This is a genomic window from Paenarthrobacter nitroguajacolicus, assembly GCF_031455195.1.
Classification (GTDB): domain Bacteria; phylum Actinomycetota; class Actinomycetes; order Actinomycetales; family Micrococcaceae; genus Arthrobacter; species Arthrobacter nitroguajacolicus_D.
The window spans coordinates 26,381-43,966 of the sequence record NZ_JAVDSH010000013.1; the positions used below are offsets into that span (position 1 = coordinate 26,381).

20 protein-coding genes and 3 tRNA genes are annotated in these 17,586 nt (G+C 60.8%); 18 read left to right on the top strand and 5 right to left on the bottom strand.

What is annotated here, in order from left to right; translation table 11 throughout:
• Window positions 1-51: 51 nt before the first annotated feature.
• The gene (locus tag J2Y68_RS20880; protein ID WP_309996584.1) at window positions 52-975 is read left to right on the top strand and encodes a carbohydrate kinase family protein; all 924 of its coding nucleotides are present in this window, start codon (window positions 52-54) and stop codon (window positions 973-975) included.
• Here the strand turns inward: J2Y68_RS20880 and J2Y68_RS20885 are convergent.
• Entirely contained in the window at window positions 972-1,913 is a 942-nt protein-coding gene (locus J2Y68_RS20885; protein WP_309996587.1) for a DMT family transporter, read from the bottom strand. The genes J2Y68_RS20880 and J2Y68_RS20885 overlap by 4 nt on opposite strands.
• A gap of 233 nt (window positions 1,914-2,146) precedes the next feature.
• Here J2Y68_RS20885 and J2Y68_RS20890 point away from each other — a divergent pair.
• From J2Y68_RS20890 to J2Y68_RS20900, 3 genes are all read left to right on the top strand, one after another.
• Window positions 2,147-2,219 (top strand) — tRNA-Glu (locus J2Y68_RS20890).
• Window positions 2,220-2,304: 85 nt separating this feature from the next.
• Window positions 2,305-2,378, top strand: a tRNA-Asp gene (locus J2Y68_RS20895).
• Between the two features lie 46 nt (window positions 2,379-2,424).
• Window positions 2,425-2,500, top strand: a tRNA-Phe gene (locus J2Y68_RS20900).
• Between the two features lie 303 nt (window positions 2,501-2,803).
• On the opposite strand, the gene J2Y68_RS20905 is transcribed toward J2Y68_RS20900, so the two are convergent.
• Window positions 2,804-3,388, bottom strand: coding sequence for an RBBP9/YdeN family alpha/beta hydrolase (locus J2Y68_RS20905; protein WP_309996590.1), 585 nt, complete (start codon window positions 3,386-3,388; stop codon window positions 2,804-2,806).
• A 418-nt stretch (window positions 3,389-3,806) separates the two neighbouring features.
• Between J2Y68_RS20905 and J2Y68_RS20910 the strand changes: the two genes are divergently transcribed.
• The 8 genes from J2Y68_RS20910 (at window position 3,807) to J2Y68_RS20945 (ending at window position 12,253) form a co-directional block, all read left to right on the top strand.
• On the top strand, window positions 3,807-4,313 hold the full coding sequence (locus J2Y68_RS20910) for an RNA polymerase sigma factor (RefSeq protein WP_309996592.1): 507 nt from the start codon (window positions 3,807-3,809) through the stop codon (window positions 4,311-4,313).
• Between the two features lie 2 nt (window positions 4,314-4,315).
• Window positions 4,316-5,512 (top strand): lytic transglycosylase, encoded by a 1,197-nt coding sequence (locus J2Y68_RS20915; protein WP_309996594.1) that lies wholly within the window; start codon window positions 4,316-4,318, stop codon window positions 5,510-5,512.
• 275 nt (window positions 5,513-5,787) lie between these two features.
• Window positions 5,788-6,789, top strand: a complete 1,002-nt coding sequence (locus tag J2Y68_RS20920; RefSeq protein WP_309996597.1) for an SIS domain-containing protein — start codon at window positions 5,788-5,790, stop codon at window positions 6,787-6,789.
• A gap of 86 nt (window positions 6,790-6,875) precedes the next feature.
• Window positions 6,876-7,754: a PfkB family carbohydrate kinase gene (locus tag J2Y68_RS20925; protein ID WP_309996600.1), complete on the top strand. Its 879-nt coding sequence runs from the start codon at window positions 6,876-6,878 to the stop codon at window positions 7,752-7,754.
• A gap of 60 nt (window positions 7,755-7,814) precedes the next feature.
• On the top strand, window positions 7,815-8,921 hold the full coding sequence (locus J2Y68_RS20930; RefSeq protein ID WP_309996602.1) for a LacI family DNA-binding transcriptional regulator: 1,107 nt from the start codon (window positions 7,815-7,817) through the stop codon (window positions 8,919-8,921).
• Window positions 8,922-9,117: 196 nt separating this feature from the next.
• The gene (locus J2Y68_RS20935) at window positions 9,118-10,440 is read left to right on the top strand and encodes an ABC transporter substrate-binding protein (protein ID WP_309996606.1); all 1,323 of its coding nucleotides are present in this window, start codon (window positions 9,118-9,120) and stop codon (window positions 10,438-10,440) included.
• A gap of 11 nt (window positions 10,441-10,451) precedes the next feature.
• Entirely contained in the window at window positions 10,452-11,423 is a 972-nt protein-coding gene (locus tag J2Y68_RS20940; RefSeq protein WP_309996609.1) for a carbohydrate ABC transporter permease, read from the top strand.
• Window positions 11,417-12,253 (top strand): carbohydrate ABC transporter permease, encoded by an 837-nt coding sequence (locus J2Y68_RS20945; protein ID WP_309996611.1) that lies wholly within the window; start codon window positions 11,417-11,419, stop codon window positions 12,251-12,253. The genes J2Y68_RS20940 and J2Y68_RS20945 overlap by 7 nt, the downstream gene beginning before the upstream one ends.
• A 51-nt stretch (window positions 12,254-12,304) precedes the next feature.
• On the opposite strand, the gene J2Y68_RS20950 is transcribed toward J2Y68_RS20945, so the two are convergent.
• Both J2Y68_RS20950 and J2Y68_RS20955 read right to left on the bottom strand, forming a co-directional pair.
• Window positions 12,305-13,030 carry a hypothetical protein gene (locus J2Y68_RS20950; protein ID WP_309996615.1) on the bottom strand — a complete coding sequence of 242 codons (726 nt, stop codon included), beginning with the start codon at window positions 13,028-13,030 and terminating at the stop codon, window positions 12,305-12,307.
• Between the two features lie 232 nt (window positions 13,031-13,262).
• Window positions 13,263-13,853, bottom strand: coding sequence for a DUF6318 family protein (locus J2Y68_RS20955; protein WP_309996617.1), 591 nt, complete (start codon window positions 13,851-13,853; stop codon window positions 13,263-13,265).
• A 254-nt stretch (window positions 13,854-14,107) separates the two neighbouring features.
• Between J2Y68_RS20955 and J2Y68_RS20960 the strand changes: the two genes are divergently transcribed.
• The 6 genes from J2Y68_RS20960 to J2Y68_RS20985 are packed head-to-tail and all read left to right on the top strand — an operon-like array spanning window position 14,108 to window position 17,082.
• Window positions 14,108-14,554 (top strand): Asp23/Gls24 family envelope stress response protein, encoded by a 447-nt coding sequence (locus J2Y68_RS20960; protein WP_309996620.1) that lies wholly within the window; start codon window positions 14,108-14,110, stop codon window positions 14,552-14,554.
• Window positions 14,551-14,742 (top strand): DUF2273 domain-containing protein, encoded by a 192-nt coding sequence (locus J2Y68_RS20965; RefSeq protein ID WP_089593421.1) that lies wholly within the window; start codon window positions 14,551-14,553, stop codon window positions 14,740-14,742. Before J2Y68_RS20960 ends, J2Y68_RS20965 begins: the two co-directional genes overlap by 4 nt.
• Window positions 14,739-15,119 (top strand): hypothetical protein, encoded by a 381-nt coding sequence (locus J2Y68_RS20970; RefSeq protein WP_211713885.1) that lies wholly within the window; start codon window positions 14,739-14,741, stop codon window positions 15,117-15,119. The genes J2Y68_RS20965 and J2Y68_RS20970 overlap by 4 nt, the downstream gene beginning before the upstream one ends.
• A complete protein-coding gene (locus J2Y68_RS20975) occupies window positions 15,116-15,757 on the top strand; it encodes a DUF6286 domain-containing protein (protein WP_309996624.1) in 642 nt (213 codons plus the stop codon). The genes J2Y68_RS20970 and J2Y68_RS20975 overlap by 4 nt, the downstream gene beginning before the upstream one ends.
• Window positions 15,754-16,365 carry a hypothetical protein gene (locus tag J2Y68_RS20980; protein WP_211713883.1) on the top strand — a complete coding sequence of 204 codons (612 nt, stop codon included), beginning with the start codon at window positions 15,754-15,756 and terminating at the stop codon, window positions 16,363-16,365. Before J2Y68_RS20975 ends, J2Y68_RS20980 begins: the two co-directional genes overlap by 4 nt.
• A gap of 36 nt (window positions 16,366-16,401) precedes the next feature.
• Window positions 16,402-17,082, top strand: a complete 681-nt coding sequence (locus tag J2Y68_RS20985) for a DNA alkylation repair protein (protein ID WP_309996627.1) — start codon at window positions 16,402-16,404, stop codon at window positions 17,080-17,082.
• 11 nt (window positions 17,083-17,093) lie between these two features.
• Here J2Y68_RS20985 and J2Y68_RS20990 read toward each other — a convergent pair whose 3' ends face one another.
• On the bottom strand, window positions 17,094-17,495 hold the full coding sequence (locus J2Y68_RS20990; RefSeq protein ID WP_309996630.1) for a helix-turn-helix domain-containing protein: 402 nt from the start codon (window positions 17,493-17,495) through the stop codon (window positions 17,094-17,096).
• Window positions 17,496-17,586 lie beyond the last annotated feature (91 nt).

Here is a 17,586-nt window from a genome sequence, read left to right on the forward strand (position 1 = left end):
CGTGATGCGGGATACTGATTTCAATCCTTCTTCCACAGACACAGGAACCGCATGACTGCCACCTCTTCCCTCGCGCCCGAACCCCTCGACGTCGTTGTGGTGGGTGAGGCATTGATCGACATCGTGCAGTCCGCCGACGGGGTGGCCGAATACCCGGGAGGTTCGCCGGCCAACGTCGCTTACGGCCTGGGCCGACTGGACGTCAAAGCGGGCCTCCTGACCGCCATCGGCCGGGACGAACGGGGCGACGCCATTGCAGCGCACCTGCAGAGTGCCGGCGTCGTGCTGCTCCCCGGGTCCAAATCGTTGCAGGAGACGGCGACGGCGACCGCGCGGATCGCTGCCGACGGTTCGGCAACCTACACGTTCGATATTGATTGGGCACTGGCTCCTCTTGCCCTCCCGTACGCGCCGCGCATCCTGCACACCGGCTCCATAGCCACGTTCCTGGAGCCTGGTGCAGGAGTTGTCCGCAGCTTGTTGGAGCAGGCACGGGGCGGTTGCATGGTCACCTATGACCCCAACATCCGCCCCGATCTACTGGGTAGCCACCGTGAGGCATTGTCTCTTTTCGAAGAGATCGTGCCGTTGACCAGCGTCGTCCGGATGAGCGGCTCGGATGCCCGCTGGCTCTACCCGGACAAAACGCTGGAGGACGCCGCGAGCCACCTCCTTGCCCTTGGCACGGGGTTGGCGGTCATCACCCAGGGCGCGCAGGGCTCGCTGATGGCCACCCGGCACATTCAACTCAGTGTTCCCGCGATTCCGTCGACCGTGGCCGACACTATCGGGGCCGGAGATTCCTACATGTCGGCGCTGATCATGGGCCTTTTGCTGCGGGGGAGCGACGGTCTGGCGCCTACGGTGCTGGAACGAATCGGCAGCATCGCCTCAATGGCAGCGTCCATCACGGTTGGCCGCCCGGGCGCCAATCCGCCAACACATCGCGAGCTTCTGGCGGGGATGGCCCGCTAACGGCTTCTGCGGCGGGTCAGTCCGACCCCGAGCAAGCACACCACACCGCCGATGAGCCCCCAGATGGTGGGCACTTCCTGGAGAACGGCCCACGAAATCAGGATGGTGGTGCCTGGGACCAGGTACGTCGTGGCGGCCAGCTTTCCAGCCGAGATCAGGGACAGCGCGTAAGCCCAGGTGGTGAAGGCGATGGCGGTGGGGAAGATGCCCAGGTAGACGAGGCCGAGGGTGGCGGGCAGCGGTGCCGCCTGCACCTCCGAGATCAGCTGGCCCGTCCATGGCAGGCAGCAAACGGCACCCACCATGATGCCAAACCACGTCGCCTGGCCGGCCGAGAATTTCCGCAGCACAGGCTTCTGCAGGATCGCGCTCACTGAGGCGAGCACGGCGGCAAGCAAGCACAAGAGCACACCGGCGACGTCCGCCGTCGAACGCTGTCCGGAACCCAAGGCGATCATCGCTACACCGCAGAATGCCACCCCGCTGCCGATCAGCAGCCACCTTGGGAAGCCTTCTTTGAGGAAGATGCCTGCGAGAATCGCGATCAGGATGGGCGAAACGTTGATCAGCATGGCGCTGGTTCCGGCGTCGAGCATGTGCTCCGCGGCGTTCAGCGCAACGTTGTACCCGCCGAACCACATCACCCCGTATGCCAGGATCGGCAGCCACTCGCGGCCGCTCGGCCAGACCTTCAGGGTGGGCAGCACAACAATTCCCAGCACGACGGCGGCAACCGCCAACCGTCCGAGCGTCAAGGAGCCGGGGGAGAAGCTGGGGCCCACGGCGCGTATGCCCACAAACGCTGAAGCCCAAAGGACCACTGTGACGATGACGGCGACGATGCCGAGTTTGCTGATGGCCGCGGCCGGCGCGGGGGTGGTGCGCGGGGGCAGGTCCGGGGACGGCTGGCCGGGTTCGGCCGGGGTGGTGGTTGTCATAGAGCCAATCTAGCCGCGGAGGCCACCGGACGGCTGGCGGTTTTCGGACGCGTCAGGGCAAGATCCTGCCAATCTTTGTGGGCTCTTTCGACGAGGCCCCGGGGGTCTGCAGAGCTCGATTTGGGAATATCGCCATCTATGCTCTAAAGTTTTAGAGTCCAGTTCGGACGAGCGAGACCCGGAAAGAACGCGTAAAGCGTTGTTTTTTCTTGCAAAATCCGAATTGAGTTCAGGCCCCCATCGTCTAGCGGCCTAGGACACCGCCCTTTCACGGCGGCGGCACGGGTTCGAATCCCGTTGGGGGTACGCAAGGCAAGTGGTAAATCGGATGAAAAAAGTCTGGTAAGCTAGAAGCCTTGAAAAAAACGCGGTAGAGATACCGCAAACGCAAGGCCCTGTAGCGCAGTTGGTTAGCGCGCCGCCCTGTCACGGCGGAGGTCGCGGGTTCAAGTCCCGTCAGGGTCGCTCTGAGCGCCGAAGAAATTCGGTTCTCAAGGTGACATGTCACCTAGGCTCTGTAGCTCAGTTGGTAGAGCGTTCGACTGAAAATCGAAAGGTCACCGGATCGACGCCGGTCGGAGCCACCACTGGGAAGCATCAGTTCTTCGGAACTGGTGCTTTTCTTCTTTAACGCACGGTGACCTGGACGGCGTGGGCGACCAGCTCGCGAAAAAGATGGGAATCGGGGCCCCGAGGACCCAAATGCGTTTCTGGACTGCGCTCCGCCCGACGGCCAATCAGCAGGCAGGGTGCGAGCCGAACCGGTGGGCCATCGAATATTGGGGCGCCCAAAACGATGTGAATGTCACAGGTCCGGTCAGGGATCCCCTATCGAACGCAGGAGGATGCGTTGGGCCCGCGGGCCTACGGGCACCTTTTAGGGAGCCGTACTACCGTCGCAGCAGATCCAGCACGAGTGGGAGGTTGTGTACTCCGTCTTCTGCGAGGAAGTGACCGGCGCCGGGCTGTATGTGCAGCTCGGCCTTGAGTCTTTCTGCAAGCACATCGGATGCCGCCGTCGGCACGAAAGCATCGGCGTCCGACCGGACCATTGCCCGTACGCCAATATTCTTAGCGATTCGCTCCGCGTCGACATCTGCACTGAAGTACTTGTCCAACACCGGCAGGGACTTCAGTGCCCCCGTGAAACCGGAGACGAGGACAAGCCCGCCGAGCTGCCACGGCCCGGTCAGCGCTGCAAGGGCGCGAAGCACCGTAATGCCTCCCAAGGAGTGGGCTACGATCCATGTTCCGGCGTCGGGTACACCGATGGCCTTCGATACTGTGTCCGTCCAAGCTGCCGCGTTGGGAGCATCAGGAGCAGGGAGAGCGACCACGGTCGCGTCAACGCCGGCGGTATCGAGTGAGTCGCGGAGCAAAGGAAACCAGTGTGCATCCGGTGCGGCAGCGTATCCGTGGACAATGAGGACGCGTCGGAGGGAATGAGTCGTTACTGGCGACGTTGTTATGTTCATAGCATGGGACCTTAAGGGCTCACGTCATCGTCGATCAAATACAGGGCCTGTTCGCGGTAGGCCTGGACTCGGGCGCGGTCCGCCAGTACCTTCCGTGTGCCCGCGGCAGAGCACCGCAGCTTGAGATGTGTGCCGAACTGCGTTCACACCTCGCACGGCGAGTCACCGAATTGGAAGCCCAAGCTGAGACACTGACCCGGCAGCGCCAGAAAATATTGGCTCACCTCGCATAGGGATCCCGTAGGAATATCCGAACAATTACTGCCCGTCCCCGGTCCCTGGTGACGCAACTGCGGTATGACGGGCTGACCTCATCAGCCATTTCCAAGTTTCTCTCCGCTTGTGTAAGAAACGACGGTTCCCGGGACACTAAAGAGTTGACTGATCACATCGCACTAGCCCGGGGGAACAGAACTAGATGTTGGCTACCAGAGAGCAGGAACTGATCGCTCTTCACGCTGAACACTTCAGCCGCATCTACCAGTACATCGCGTATCGGATCAACGACCGTGAACGGGCTGAGGAACTCGCCAACGACGTGTTCCGGATTGTCTGGGAGAAACAACCACCCGAGCCCCCCGGAATCGGATGGCTGATCGCCACAGCCAGGAACGTCCTTGGCAATGAGTACAAAGGCCGACGCCGCCGCGAACAACTTATGGAACGGCTCGCGGAAGAAGCCCGCACCCGAGACGCCACTGCGCCCGACGATGGCCAGCAAGGGAGCGTCGCCGTGATCCTGTCCCGTCTCAAGGACCGGGACAGGGAAATTCTGATGCTCTCCTATTGGGACGATCTCACCACTGCCGAACTGGCCGAAAGCCTCGGATGTACATCATCCGCAGCGGCCGTGCGGCTCCACAGGGCCCGCAAAGCTTTCGCGAAAGCCGCCCCACAACACCTCATGACAGAACGGGAAGTCTAACCATGGACCGCATCGAACAACTCATGAAAAACGCCAAACCCCACCTCCCAGACCCCGGAACAACCCCGGGCGTCCTGCCGGGCCAGTCCCACGCCTATTCCGCTGATCCCAATCTCATTTCTCTCGCAGATGGCGGATCCACCCACTTCCGCCGTGCTCCGGCCAAACGTCACTGGGGGCGTCTCGCAGTCGCCGGGCTTGCCGCAGCGGCCGTCGCGGCCACCGTCCTGGTCGGCGCTAACCTGACGTCGCAACCGGACAACACCGCTGCGTTCCCCACAGAAGAAACAGTCATCCCGGCGGCGACACCGCCCGGTTCTGGAAAATCTTCCCTGGCAGGGAACACAATTACCGACTCCTTTGGCAACGTCGCCTACTACACCACAGTCCCCGGTGACACGATAACGGCAGTAGCTGCACACCTGCGCATCAACGAGAAGAAACTTGCTGAATTCAACGGGATTCAGGCTGGCGCTGAGTTGGCACCCAACACGACGCTTCGACTCTTCCCCGCTCCGGGTCCAACCAACGGAGCAACAGGGACGGCCACCTTGGACGCGAACGGCATACCCACCAGTTACACCATCGAGCCCGGTGACACCCTTGCCGGGATCACTTACCGGTTCGGAATTACCGAAGAACAACTGGCGGAAGCGAACAAGGTCGCTTTCACGTACGAGAAGGGGAATGTCTATTTCGTCCGGGCCGGGAACCACATCCAACTGCAGAAGAACCCGGTGGATAGCAGATCCGGACGGGGAACGAGCATCAACAATTCCTTCGGCCAAGCCATTTTCTACACCACTGTCGACGGTGACTCCTTCGACAGCATCGGCTACAAATTCCGGTGCACCACCGACCAATTGCTGAGGTGGAACACGATCCTCACAGCCGACCGGACCATCCCGGCGGGAACCAAGCTCAGACTCATGCCCGGCGAAACCGTCATTGAGGGTGCGCAAGGCACATACACTGCAGACGCCGAAGGGATCCCCCTGACCTACACCACCGCCCCGGGGGACACGGAGCGGCAGATCGCTTTCCGCTTTGGAATTCCGGAGATCGCGGATCTATCATCGGCGAACCGCCCGCTCGCCGGCACCGACCGTGTCTGGTACGCCTTCTCAGACCTGCCCTCCGGGGAGGTAGCCCCCGGCCAGATCATCAGCCTCAACCTGACCAAACCCATCCACGGATGACGCACACTGCGGAGAGCGATTTCGAGGGCCTCCCCTCAAGCATCGCGAACTGCCATCCTGATCAGGCCGGTCGTCGTGCTGCGTACGTTCCCATTTTTCGCCCGTAGGGCCACCTCCTAACGTTTGGTGCGCACCGGCTACCTCCGTTCTGCCGAAATCCACGCCGATCAATCTATTGACGCCCCCGATTCCCCATGACACCATGATGACCACATCTTGATACCGGTATCAACTTGTTTCAACTCTCTCAGATCGTCATAGTGAAAGGACCACCCGTGCTTGGCTTCAAAGAAGAGGAATTCCTCACGCAGACCCGCAGCGCACTGGCACTGCAGGGACAAATCGAAACGGTGGTTGACTCCATCCAGCAGCGCGGGATGACCAATCTGTTCCTCATCGGCGCCGGCGGGACCTATGCCGCGATGCTGCCGTACGAACACTTCATCCGGTCCCGCTCCACGTTGCCCGTCCGTGCGTCCATCGGCAAAGAGCTGATGCTGACCCAGGATCCCACGTTCGGCCCCGGCTCCGTGGCTGTCTTCGCCTCCCTTTCGGGTACGACGGAAGACGTCATTGAGGCCATCGAGTTTGCCAAGGCCAAGGGCGCATACACCGTTGGGTTCACTGGATTCGGTGACAGCCCGTTCGCCAATGCCTTGGATGTCGTCTTGGTGACCGAACCTAAAACCTGGCCGTTCGATATCCCAATGATTCTCTTGAGCGCGTGCCTTCTCGCAGCCCGGGGCGAATTTGAAGGATACGAAGAACTGGCCGCAGAACTCCAGACCGTCCCCGAAAGCTTGGTCGATGCCGCCCGCCAGGCAGAATCAGTGGCTGAAGCCTTCGCGGAGAAGAACAAGGACGCTGACTACCATTTCCTGGTGGGAACCGGGAACCTGTGGGGCCTCACCTACCTGTATTCCATGTGCATTCTGGAAGAAATGCAGTGGCTCCGGACCACCCGTGTTCACGGCGCAGAGTTCTTCCACGGCTCGCTGGAACTGATCGAGGAGGACACCAGCCTCATGCTTCTTGTGGGTGAGGATGAGAGCCGCCCGCTCATGGAGCGCGTGGTCAAGTTTGCCGAGAACTACAACAAGAACACCACATTGCTGGACAGCAAGGATTACGAGCTTCCGGGCATAAGCCCGCGATTCCGTGCGCTGCTTTCCCCACTTGTTCTGGATACGGTCCTTGACCGCTTCAGCAAGCATCTGGAACGTGTACGCAATCACTCCCTGGATCTTCGCCGCTATTACCGGGTGGTCGAGTACTGACCAATTGCCGCACCCCGTTTGGGGACGTCAAATCCCGCGCTGCGGGTCCGGTGGTCCCGGACCCGCAGCATCGAGACAGGAAGAGCATGAAAGTAATCGGGTTCGGAGACAACATCGTCGACCGATTTGTTGACCGCAAAGTGATGTACCCGGGAGGAAACTGCGTCAACTTCGCCGTCTTTGCGCGTAGGTTGGGCATTGAATCTGCATATCTCGGTGTTTTCGGCTCGGATGCCTTGGGCTGCTTCGTCCGCGATGCCATCGAATCCGAAGGCGTGGACACCAGCGGATGTATTGTCCGGGACGGGCCCAACGGAGTCACCGAAATCAAGGTGGTGGAGGGGGACCGGGTCTTCATGGGCTGGAACGAGGGAGGTGTCACCATAAGTGAACCCTTCAAGCTGGGGCCGGAACACCTCGCATACCTGGCGTCGGCCAACCTGGTGCATTCGAGCGTCTATTCTGCGTCCGAAACCGAACTTCCGGCTCTCCAGACTGCTGGAACCCTGGTCAGTTTCGACTACTCGTCCGAGCCAGAGCGGAGGACGGACCTGTACCTCCAGCGCACGGCGCCCTATGTGGATCTCGCCCTCCTTTCCTGCGGGGGTATGTCCGCGGAAGCGGCCAAAACCGACCTGAAGCGGGTGCACGCGGCTGGGGCTTCGTTGGTCATAGGCACGCGGGGTCAGTCGGGTGCGCTGATGTTCGACGGCGATCGCTTCCTTGCCCAGTCGGCCTCACCTGCGGATCCGCGGCAGTTCTCAGACACCATGGGCTGTGGGGACGCCTTCCTTGCAGGGCTGGTGGTCAGCTTGTTGGGGTCCGGCTGGACCCGGGGTTCCCTGCCCTCGAGCAGTGCCCTGCAAAATGCCCTGGCTCGAGGGGCGCAGGCCGCTGCAACGCAGTGTTATGTGGAGGGGGCATTCGGATACGGCCGCCCCGTCGGGGAACCAACTAGGATCTGATGCAGAGACCAATCAAAGCAAGGAACCGCAGCGGCGGATTCCACGACTAAAGGGGACCGGATGGCGTCGGATCATCAGAACCACCCGGCTGCTCCCACCATCACCGAAGTCGCCGCAGCCGCGGGGGTGGGGCGGGCTACAGTGGCCCGCACCCTCGGGAACTACGGGTCCGTCAGCGATGCTACCCGCGCCAAGGTAATGCGGGCGGCCGAGAAGTTGGGCTACCAACCAAACTCCTTGGCGCGGAGCATGACGACGGGCGTCACCAAAACCTTGGGGATCGTCCTGGCGGATTTGGCTAACCCATTCTTCTCGGGCGTGCTCAGGGGAATTTCGGAAACAGCCAAGGCTTCTGGCTACGACGCCATCATCCTGAGCACCGACGAGAAGTTGGAGCTGGAGCGTGACGCGATAGCTGTCCTGCTGGCAAAGCAAGTGGACGGACTCGTGGTGGCATCTGCCGCTGGAAGGAATGACGACGTTTCACATCTGTCCAACGCCATCGATCGTGGCACCCCGGTAGTCCTCATCGACCGCCTGGTGGACAGGTTGGAAACAGATTCTGTGGTGATCGACAACAGGGAAGCGGCGCGATCAGCCGTGGCCTCCCTCATAAGAAATGGGCATCGGCGTATAGCTTTTGCGTGGGGTCCAGTAACTCTGAGTCCGGCTACGGATTTGAAACAGATGCACAGCATCCTGGATGAAGCACTGTGGAGCGATGGTGAACGCCTGCGTGGGTACTTGGACGCGCTGGAGGAGGCGGGAATTCCCTTCGACACGGCCCTGATCACCCATGTTTTGAAGAACGAGGGCCAGGCTGCGCGAGCCATCAGCGGTATGTTGGCCCTGGCCGATCCTCCTACTGCGATTTTCACCACCGAGACCGAAGCTACAGTAGGGGCGCTTCATGCCCTGCGCACGAAGAACCTCCGCTTGTTGGAAGATGTTTCCTTAATTGGGTTTGATGACAGCCCATGGGCCGCCGTCATGGAGCCGCCTTTGACCATGATCCAGCAGCCCATGCGTGAAATGGGTTCGGTGGCTTCCCGGCAGCTCATTGCAAGGATCGACGGCGACACGTCGGCGGCGCAGAAGCACGTGCTGCCCTCACTGCTCGTCGCACGCTCTTCGGACGGGCCTGTCCGCGCCGCCAGTCGCCGCTAGCAATTTTCCTTCGAGCAATTCTTGCCGGGCTCTTCCCTCGCTGCCCCAAACCATGATTCACTGTGGTACCGGTATCACAAGTTTCACCCACACACTTCTCGTCCCATGTAGTCCGGCCTCATCCCAACGGCGGGCATGACTACTGCTCCAGAACGTGGAGCGCCGGCTGAACGGCCACAGAGCGAAAGAAGAAACCATGCGTAAAAGCACCCAAACGATGATGGCATTGCTGGCAGGCGCCGCTTTGGCGCTCGCGGGCTGTGCCGACGGCGGAAGCCAGCCAGCAGCCTCCGTGGACCTGAATGCGGCACCACAGTTTTCGGGCACGCTGAGCATCCTCACGAAGTTCGGCGGAGATCCCTTGGAGCCGTATTTCGAGGACCTGGCCGCCGAATACAAGAAACTGCACCCTGAGGTGTCCTTTGACCTCATCCAGGAGACCGACCAAAGCATCAAGGACAAAACAAAGACGTTGACAGCGTCGCAAGCCATGCCTGATATCTACTTCACCTGGGCGGGCAGTTGGGCCAATGACTTCATCGACGGCGGGCTCGCCGCTGACCTCACGCCCGCGATCGCGCCGGGCACGGAGTGGGGTGACAAGTTCGGGGAGTCGGCGCTTAAAGCGTTTGCCAAGGACGGTAAGTACTTCGCTGTTCCCCTGTACAACAACGGAAAATTCATGGGATATAACCAGAGGATCTTCAAAGAACTGGGTCTGACCCCACCCACAACTTTCGAGGAACTCATCTCCTCCTGCTCGGTGCTCAAGGGCGCAGGCTACGAGCCGATCTCTTTCGGTAACAAGGACGGCTGGCCTGGGCTCCACTACCTGCAACAGCTCTTCGCTTACGAAGTTCCCGCTGAGACGCTGCAAGCAGACTTCAGCCCTGAAACTGCAAAGCTCGAGGACAAGGGCTATCTCAAGGCCATGGATCAGTTCAAATCTTTGGTCAACGAGTGCACCGGCAGCGGCAAGGATTCCAACGGCGTCCTGTACACCACGGCCCAGCAGGCACTGGCAGAAGGTAAGTCAGGTATGTACTACCAGGAGGTGCTCGAGTTCGACAGCACCGCATCCGCCGACTCAAAGCTTAAAGTCGATGGGCTCGGCATCTTCAAACTTCCTGCAGCAACAGACGCCAAAGGTGACACGAAGGCGATTGAAGGTTCACCCGAGGGTTACATCATCAATGCGCGGTCCAAGAACGTTGCCTTGGCGGCGGACTTCATGAAGTTCGCGACTAACAGTCAAAACGCCGCCAAGCTCTCGGCTCCGCCGTATGGCCAGCCGAGTGCGGTCAAGGGCGCAGTTTCCGAACAGAACTCCTCAGGGCCTGTCATTGAAGGGATCAAGCAAGTGAACGACGCTTCGGCGGCGATAACCTGGTTGGACTCGGTGACCGTTCCCGCCGTCGCTGACGCTTGGTTGGCTGGTGGTGAAGCCTTGGTCGCAGGGACGCAGAGCCCCGAACAGGTTCTCGCTTCCGTCCGGGCAGCTTCCAGCGCGGCCAAGTAGCGGGCAACGCCATGACTGTTTTTGACACCGCCCGGAAGCCGGCAGCATCGCCGCCGGCAACTTCTTCCGGGATGAAGCCGAAGAGCCTGCCGGGAAAGAAGTTCTCTTCGGGACGCTGGCTCAGCTTCGTCTGGGTTTTGCCCGCAATCCTCCTGTTGGGCGTCTTTGCGTACTTTCCATTGGTTCAGAACCTGGGGTTCAGCTTCCTCAAGTGGGACATATACAGCGGTCGCCAGACCTTCGTTGGGGCGGACAACTATGTGAGGATGTTCAACGACCCCATATTTTGGAAGTCACTGCTCAACAACACTCTGTACGCGGTTATCTCCATCGCGTTCCAAGTATTTGGAGCAATGATCCTCGCAGCCCTGATTGAAGGGCTTCGAAGCCAACGGTGGCGCGGAATTCTCCGGGCCGTGTACTTCGTTCCCTCAGCGATCTCGTTGACCGTGGCTGGCCTCTTGTTCTACTTCATCTACGAACCCCAGATGGGCATTCTGAATGCGGCTCTGGACTTCCTCGGCTTGGGCGAATTTGCCCAAGCGTGGCTGGGTCAGGAAAACACGGCGATCTTCGCCATCATCGCAATGAGCCAATGGCAAGGATTTGGGTACTGCACACTGCTTTTCTCGGTCGCCCTACAGCGAATACCGTCCGAGCTTTACGAAGCAGCCTCAATAGACGGTGTAGGCGCGTTTCAACGCTTCTTCTCCATCTCCTTGCCGCTTGTCAGGGAAATGACCGGCCTGATGATGATCGTCACTGTGTCTGGTGCGTTTCAGGTCTTCAACGAAGTCATGGTTATGACCAGCGGCGGGCCCAACAATTCGAGCCAGGTCCTGGGCACCTGGCTCTACCGGAGTGGCTTTGTGCGAAACGACTTCGGATACGCGGCCGCCGTCGCCACCGCTGTCTTCATCATCACGCTGGTGCTTGCTGTCGTTCAGCTTCGCATCTCCAAGCGCAGGAGGGTCCAATGGTGACGCGTTCATCAGTTCTGCTGGTTCTGGGAAGGGTGCTGGTCAAAGCATTCCTACTGGCGCTGGCCGTGGTAGTTATCTACCCGTTGTTGTGGATGACGTTGAACGGAGTGAAGTCCAACTCCGAGTTGTTCTCCAATCCGTTCGCCCTGCCAGTCGCCTGGAAATGGGATAACTACGTCACTGCCTGGAACCGTGGGGTAGGGGACTACCTCACCACCAGTGTGTTGGTGACAGTAGCCTCCACCATTGCCACCGTATTCATCAGCGCTTGGGCCGCGTACGGACTCACAAGGGTCAATATCCCCTTCAACCGGCTGGTTTTGGTGCTCATACTGGGTGGGTTAATGCTGGCCCCAACGGTGGCCCTGATCCCTCTGGTCAAGATGTTTCAAAGCCTGGGTCTCTACAACAACCTCTGGGCACTCCTGATTCTCTACACGGCCTTCCGGGTTCCTTTTACTACCTTTCTGATCCGGGCCTACATGATGGACCTGCCAGCCGAAGTTGACGAAGCGGCCGCCGTCGACGGTGCTTCGAAGTCCAGGGCCTTTTGGCAGATCATCCTGCCAATGTGCAAGCCCATCTTGGTTTCTACCGTCCTGTTAAACATCCTTTTCACCTGGAATGAGTACCTCTTCGCCATGGTGTTCACCAGTGGGGGAGCCTTGCAAACCCTGCCCGTGGGATTGACGAATCTGATGTCCAAACATGGCACGGACTACCCAGTGGTGTTCGCGGGGATGGTGATCGCTGCGCTTCCGGTCATCGTGCTCTTCTTTGCAGGACAGCGTTACTTCATCCGTGGACTCGCCGACGGAGTGGGTAAGTAGTGCGGCTGATTGTCCAAGTTCAGTTCAGGCTGCCCTGAACGTGGTGCCTGTTTAGTCTCCACCGGCTTCGGGGCAGCCCCAGGATTTGGGGTTTTGCTCGCAGGTGTCGGCCACGAGTGCTTTTTCGGTTTTCCAGACGTGGATGGTTGTGGGTGGTGTGGTGAGGTCGAGGGTTCCGTTGATGGGTAGTGGTGGGCCGTTGTTGACGGAGTAGGTTCCGGTGAAGCTGGTGGTGAGGGTGGCTGGGTAGTTTCCGGTTTGGGTGTAGGTGTGGCTGTTGCGGGTCTCGGTGGTGAGCCATTGGGTTTGGGGGATGGGGTAGCCGGCTAGGGGTGTGGGTCCGAGTTTGGTGCCGTCGCCGTAGGTGTAGGTGTAGTTTGCGGGGGTGGCGGTGAGGTGGACGTTCTGGCCGAGGATGGTGAGGTCGAAGGTTTGTTGCCCTGGTGTGGCGTAGAAGTTGGTGGGTCCGCCTTTGAGCGTGTTGGGGAAGGGTTGGGCTTGGAGGGTTCCGGGGTTGACGGGTAGTTGGCGGAAGTCGTTGAGGATTCGGGCGGCGATGTTGGCCAGGACGTCTTCGGGTTTGGCGTCGTAGAGGCAGGTTGGTCCGCTGACAGGAACCCAATCGGTCCATCCCGGGTTGGTGATGGCTTTAGGCGCCTCTTTCCAGATCACCGGTATACCGACTTCACCTCCTGGAGACTTGGGCGGGCAGTTCAGGGCATCGCAGCCGGGGTCCTTGGTGTCAGGTCCGTCGGCTCGGCAGTGAGTGTCAGCCATGTACTGATTCGGATCCTCCACGGCGGGCGAATTTCCTGATCCGCTCAAGCTTGGCTTGAGCTCTCCTGTCGCGGGATTGGTCGTGAATCTCGCGCCTATATCGATTGCCTGATCGCCTCCATTGTTTGCAGCCCAGGCATCGTCGCCTGCTGCAGATGGTGCCGCCAGATAGCAGCACGCAATTACCAAAATTACAGTCCAAAACCCAGTCCCCGTGATCCGAGATGGAGTTCTATGCGACGACACCAAGGTCCACCACTGTCCAAGCACCTTCGATGTGTTTTGCAAAGAATGCGAATGCGTCGTTGGATGCTTCCGATCTCGCGCGGCCGATGCTTCCGTCGGCGTTGTAGTAATCAATTCGCTCTTGGATTACCTGGACTGTTGACGCGTGGACATCGTCAGCTGACCATTGCACGTTAACAACGGGAACTGTGATCCTGCCACCAGCTATCCACCGGCCATTGATGTATGCGTCTTCGCCAGATTTCTGCAGTTGAACACAGAGCCTGCAGTTCGGTGAGTTGAGGGGGAGCCAAGCGGACAAGTCGCCTGTTTCGTCCACATATGACAGCTGCGCGTACCAGTACCCAATAAACGCCTCCAGCCCCGCCTCCGAGTTTTCCTTCGCGAGTTCCGGCATCACGGGCACGGGTACGTTTTGGGCCTTGCCGTGCGCGTCGGCCGGCTTGTAGGCACCCGGAGCTGAAGGGGTAGCCGAGGGAGTGGCCGCCGAGGCGCTCGAGGCGGGTGGCGCCGTCGTCGTGCTTGTCTCGGAGGGTGCGCTGCCCGGCGTGGAGCAGCCCGTCAAAAGCCACACCACACACAAAACCACCGCCGCAACAGAGGCGCGTACAGACGATATTGCGGCAATCGGACGGCATGGCATGACAGGCTCCCCAGCAGCTGTTGTGGCGATGTGTCGGCCAGTCTAGGTGGAGCGATCGGGCGCTACCCAGTCGAATTTTGGCGCTTGTGGATAACCCGACCCTGGGCCCACCGCATGGCTCTTGGCCCTTGTGGCCAAAGCGTCGGAGCTAGACGCTAGGGTGGTAGTCAAGAGAAGGGGAGTGCTCCATGGAAGAACAGAACGTGCAGCTTGAGCCCGTGCCTGGTGGCGAGATCGTCGGGACCGGACGCACCGTCATCTCCGAAGCTGCGGTGGCCAAGGTAGCCGGGATCGCTGCCCGGACGGTTCCTGGCGTCTACTCCTTGGGTTCGGGCCCGTCCCGTGCGCTGGGCGCGATCCGCGACGCCGTGGGCAGTTCAGACCATGCAGCAGGTGTTCGGGCCGAGGTCGGCGAGACCCAGGTAGCCGTGGACATCAATCTTGTGGCCCTCTATGGCCATCCCCTTCACGGCGTCGCCAACCAGGTCAGGGCCGCTGTCTTCAGGGCGGTCGAGGAACTGGTGGGACTGCAGGTTATCGAAGTCAATATCGAAATCACGGACGTCTATATCGCCCCGCCTGTGAAGGCCCCCGGCGGCAAAACAGTTGTAGTGGAAAGGGATGCGCTCCAATGAGTATGACCGTGGTGGGAATCGCGATCGGCGCCTTCGTGGCTTTCATGTCCCTGTCCTTCGGGTTGTGGGGCTTCCTCATATCCCTGCTTTTCATGGGCATCGGCGCGCTGCTGGGCCGCGCGGCTGACGGCAAGCTGGACCTGCGCAGCGTGCTGGACGCCATTACGGGCCGGCGCTCCTCGTCATGAGCGTGGCTGAGGCTGTGGAATCCACCACCAGCCTGGCCGGCCACAACCGGATCAGTACCCAGGCTTTGACATCGTTGGCCCGAGCCGCAGCCGCCGAGGCGCTCGGCGTTGAGGCCAGTGACATCCGGGCCGATTGGGCAGACGACGACGGCCTGCTGGCTTTGTCGATCGTGGCACCTATCAGCATTCCGGCCTTAACCGAGGTCCTTCGAGATCCCAGGCGGGTCCAGGGCTTCGGAGGGTCGATCTGGGACCGGTCCGTTGCGGCCAAGGCAACAATACTGGAGATTGTCACCCGGCTCAGTGGCTCCCAGCTAAGCAGGGTGGACATCAGGATCAGTGGAGCCCAGGTCACGGAGGGAGGGCGCGTTCAATGACGCAGGATCAGGAAACACAGAATGTGAACGCAGTGGATTCCGGAGCCAGTCCGGTTGCCGGGGAAGACCCGGAGATGGCCCGCATCCTGCGCCGTGAAACGCACTCATCCCGCGCCGGAGCAGCCACCATCGCGGCAGTGCTGGTCATTGTCCTATGCGTCTACGCTTTGCTCGAATCCGGTGTCCGTGCTGTTGGACAGCCTCCGTGGTTGATCGATCCCAGCACGGCGGCGGAACGCGTCATCGCCCTTCCGGCAGGCATCTCGCCGTTGCTGCTGGGCGCAAGTGGTGCTGTGATAGCCATGGTCGGGTTGTTTTTCCTCCTCCACGCCGTCCTTCCGGGCCGACGGGCCCGCCATCTGCTTCGCGACCCCCGCACCGCCGTCGTCATCGATGACGAGGTCCTGGCCTCGGCGCTGGCCCGCAGGGCCCGGACTGCCGCGAATGTCACGCAGGAACAGGTCATGGTGGTGGTGTCGCGGCAGTTGGTCGTCGTCAACGTGAGGCCTACTTCGGGGAGCCGCGTGAGCGAAGAGGCTGTGCGGTCCGCAGTCCAGGCTGAACTTGAGGAGATGTCGCCTGTACCGATGCCTTCGGTGCGGGTCAATCTGGCGTCGTCGGGGGTGATCGGGGCATGAACGGAACACCGAGAGCCCTCAACCGCGTGCTGCTGTTCATTATTGGAGTGAAACTCCTTGCTGTCGGGCTCCTCCTCCTGCTGTTGGCCACAGTTCCGGCAGTAGCCACGTGGTGGCATGGCTGGTCCGCCGCCGCGTGGGCGCGGACAGAAGAGCTCTTCCGGGACACCCGCTTTCCGGGGCGGGAAGAGAGCTGGCTGTGGATCGTGGCTGGCCTTGTCCTGGTGGCCATCATTGTCGCGATGATTGCCTGGGTGTCCCAGCAAGGCAAAGGCCGGGCCAACTTCCTGGTATCCAGTGATGACGACAGCGACGTCGACGGCCAAGTTCGGATTGGCGGCGGCGTCGCCGAGCAGGCGTTGCGGGCCGCTCTTTCCGAGAGGACGGACCTCGCCAGCGCATCAGTGGCAACCCTTGAGGTGAAGGGAAAGCCGGGGCTGCGCATCCGCATCCAACCCAGGCAAGGAGTAGCACCCCACATCCTTGCCGCCGAAGTGTCCCAACTGGTTGAAGCCCTGGACCTGGTGATTGGGCAGAAAACCCCTGTGCTGGTTCATATGGTTTCGGGCGCCCGGTCCCGGTTCACCCGCGCTGAACGGGTTCGCTGATGTTAGGGAACGAATCAGACAGGACGAGAGGCCGCAATGGCTGGAACGCCGGTGCTTGAGGCGTCGGTGGCCGAGGTGATGGCCGAACTGGCGGCGTTGGAGGATCCCCGTGCGCGTGAAGTGAACGAAAGGCACGGCGACGATCACGGAGTGAACCTCAGCAAGCTGCGCGCCGTCGCGAAGAGGCTTAAGACGCAACAGGACCTGGCCCAAGAGCTTTGGGACACCGGTGACACGGCAGCCAGGCTCCTGTCATTGCTGATCTGCCGGCCAAAAGCGTTTGCGAAGACCGAGCTGGACGGCATGTTGCGCCAAGCGCACACCCCGAAGGTCAACGACTGGCTCGTAAACTATGTGATCAAGAAAAGCCCGTACTGCGAGGAACTGCGGGTGTCGTGGTTCTCCGACCCGGACCCTGTGGTGGCCGCTGCTGGCTGGGCCCTGACGTCCGAACGGGTCGTCAAGAAGCCCGAGGGCCTGGACCTGGACCAACTCCTGGACCTGATCGAGGCTGGCATGAAGGACGCCCCTGACCGGCTCCAGTGGGCAATGAACAACTGCCTGGCGCAGATCGGAATCGAGCACCCTGGGCATCGGGCCCGGGCGCTCAGCATTGGTGAACGGTTGGAGGTCCTCAAGGACTATCCCACGCCGCCCAACTGCACCTCACCCTTTGCACCCATCTGGATCAATGAAATGGTCCGCCGCAAGGGCTGATCTCCGCGAAACTAGCCCCTGTTGCGGTGCATCATTCGGTAGGTGATCTCGGCGAGGAGTTCCTCGTCTGAAAGGTGCGAGGCCCGCGCAATGGGCGCGCTGGGAACGGCGACGCGGGGAGGACCTGGCCGGGTTTCGTCTCCGTTGCGCATGTCGTCCGGGGTGATCATGTCCGGGGCGAACGTTGACTTCCCTTTGAGGACCTCGGACACCGAGCCGGCGCGCCAGCCCAGGGCGTGTTCAAGCTTGCGTTGGTTGATTTCCTGCGCGCGGCGGGTTCCCGATTCCAGCGTCCGGACGGTCTTGATGGCCGTTCCAGCCTGCTTGGCCAACTGCACCTGGCTCAGGCCTTGCGCCAGGCGTTCTTCCTTGATCAATCGGCCGATGGTCTGCAGTGCTTCAAGTTCATCCACACTTCTTAGTTTTCCATAGGCAACATTAGGCAACCAAATCGGATAATGGGCAACCTGCTCCATGGCCGGGCACGCCAGAGCCGAGGAAGCC

Excerpts from the sequence above, each read along its gene's own strand:
- J2Y68_RS20960 (WP_309996620.1), top strand. The coding sequence starts at position 14,108 with ATGGAAGAACAGAACGTGCAGCTTGAGCCCGTGCCTGGTGGCGAGATC.
- J2Y68_RS20980 (WP_211713883.1), top strand. The coding sequence starts at position 15,754 with ATGAACGGAACACCGAGAGCCCTCAACCGCGTGCTGCTGTTCATTATT.
- J2Y68_RS20925 (WP_309996600.1), top strand. The coding sequence starts at position 6,876 with ATGAAAGTAATCGGGTTCGGAGACAACATCGTCGACCGATTTGTTGAC.
- J2Y68_RS20975 (WP_309996624.1), top strand. The coding sequence starts at position 15,116 with ATGACGCAGGATCAGGAAACACAGAATGTGAACGCAGTGGATTCCGGA.
- J2Y68_RS20970 (WP_211713885.1), top strand. The coding sequence starts at position 14,739 with ATGAGCGTGGCTGAGGCTGTGGAATCCACCACCAGCCTGGCCGGCCAC.
- J2Y68_RS20930 (WP_309996602.1), top strand. The coding sequence starts at position 7,815 with ATGGCGTCGGATCATCAGAACCACCCGGCTGCTCCCACCATCACCGAA.
- J2Y68_RS20985 (WP_309996627.1), top strand. The coding sequence starts at position 16,402 with ATGGCTGGAACGCCGGTGCTTGAGGCGTCGGTGGCCGAGGTGATGGCC.
- J2Y68_RS20910 (WP_309996592.1), top strand. The coding sequence starts at position 3,807 with ATGTTGGCTACCAGAGAGCAGGAACTGATCGCTCTTCACGCTGAACAC.
- J2Y68_RS20935 (WP_309996606.1), top strand. The coding sequence starts at position 9,118 with ATGCGTAAAAGCACCCAAACGATGATGGCATTGCTGGCAGGCGCCGCT.
- J2Y68_RS20950 (WP_309996615.1), bottom strand. The coding sequence starts at position 13,030 with ATGGCTGACACTCACTGCCGAGCCGACGGACCTGACACCAAGGACCCC.
- J2Y68_RS20945 (WP_309996611.1), top strand. The coding sequence starts at position 11,417 with ATGGTGACGCGTTCATCAGTTCTGCTGGTTCTGGGAAGGGTGCTGGTC.
- J2Y68_RS20880 (WP_309996584.1), top strand. The coding sequence starts at position 52 with ATGACTGCCACCTCTTCCCTCGCGCCCGAACCCCTCGACGTCGTTGTG.
- J2Y68_RS20965 (WP_089593421.1), top strand. The coding sequence starts at position 14,551 with ATGAGTATGACCGTGGTGGGAATCGCGATCGGCGCCTTCGTGGCTTTC.
- J2Y68_RS20915 (WP_309996594.1), top strand. The coding sequence starts at position 4,316 with ATGGACCGCATCGAACAACTCATGAAAAACGCCAAACCCCACCTCCCA.
- J2Y68_RS20905 (WP_309996590.1), bottom strand. The coding sequence starts at position 3,388 with ATGAACATAACAACGTCGCCAGTAACGACTCATTCCCTCCGACGCGTC.
- J2Y68_RS20885 (WP_309996587.1), bottom strand. The coding sequence starts at position 1,913 with ATGACAACCACCACCCCGGCCGAACCCGGCCAGCCGTCCCCGGACCTG.
- J2Y68_RS20940 (WP_309996609.1), top strand. The coding sequence starts at position 10,452 with ATGACTGTTTTTGACACCGCCCGGAAGCCGGCAGCATCGCCGCCGGCA.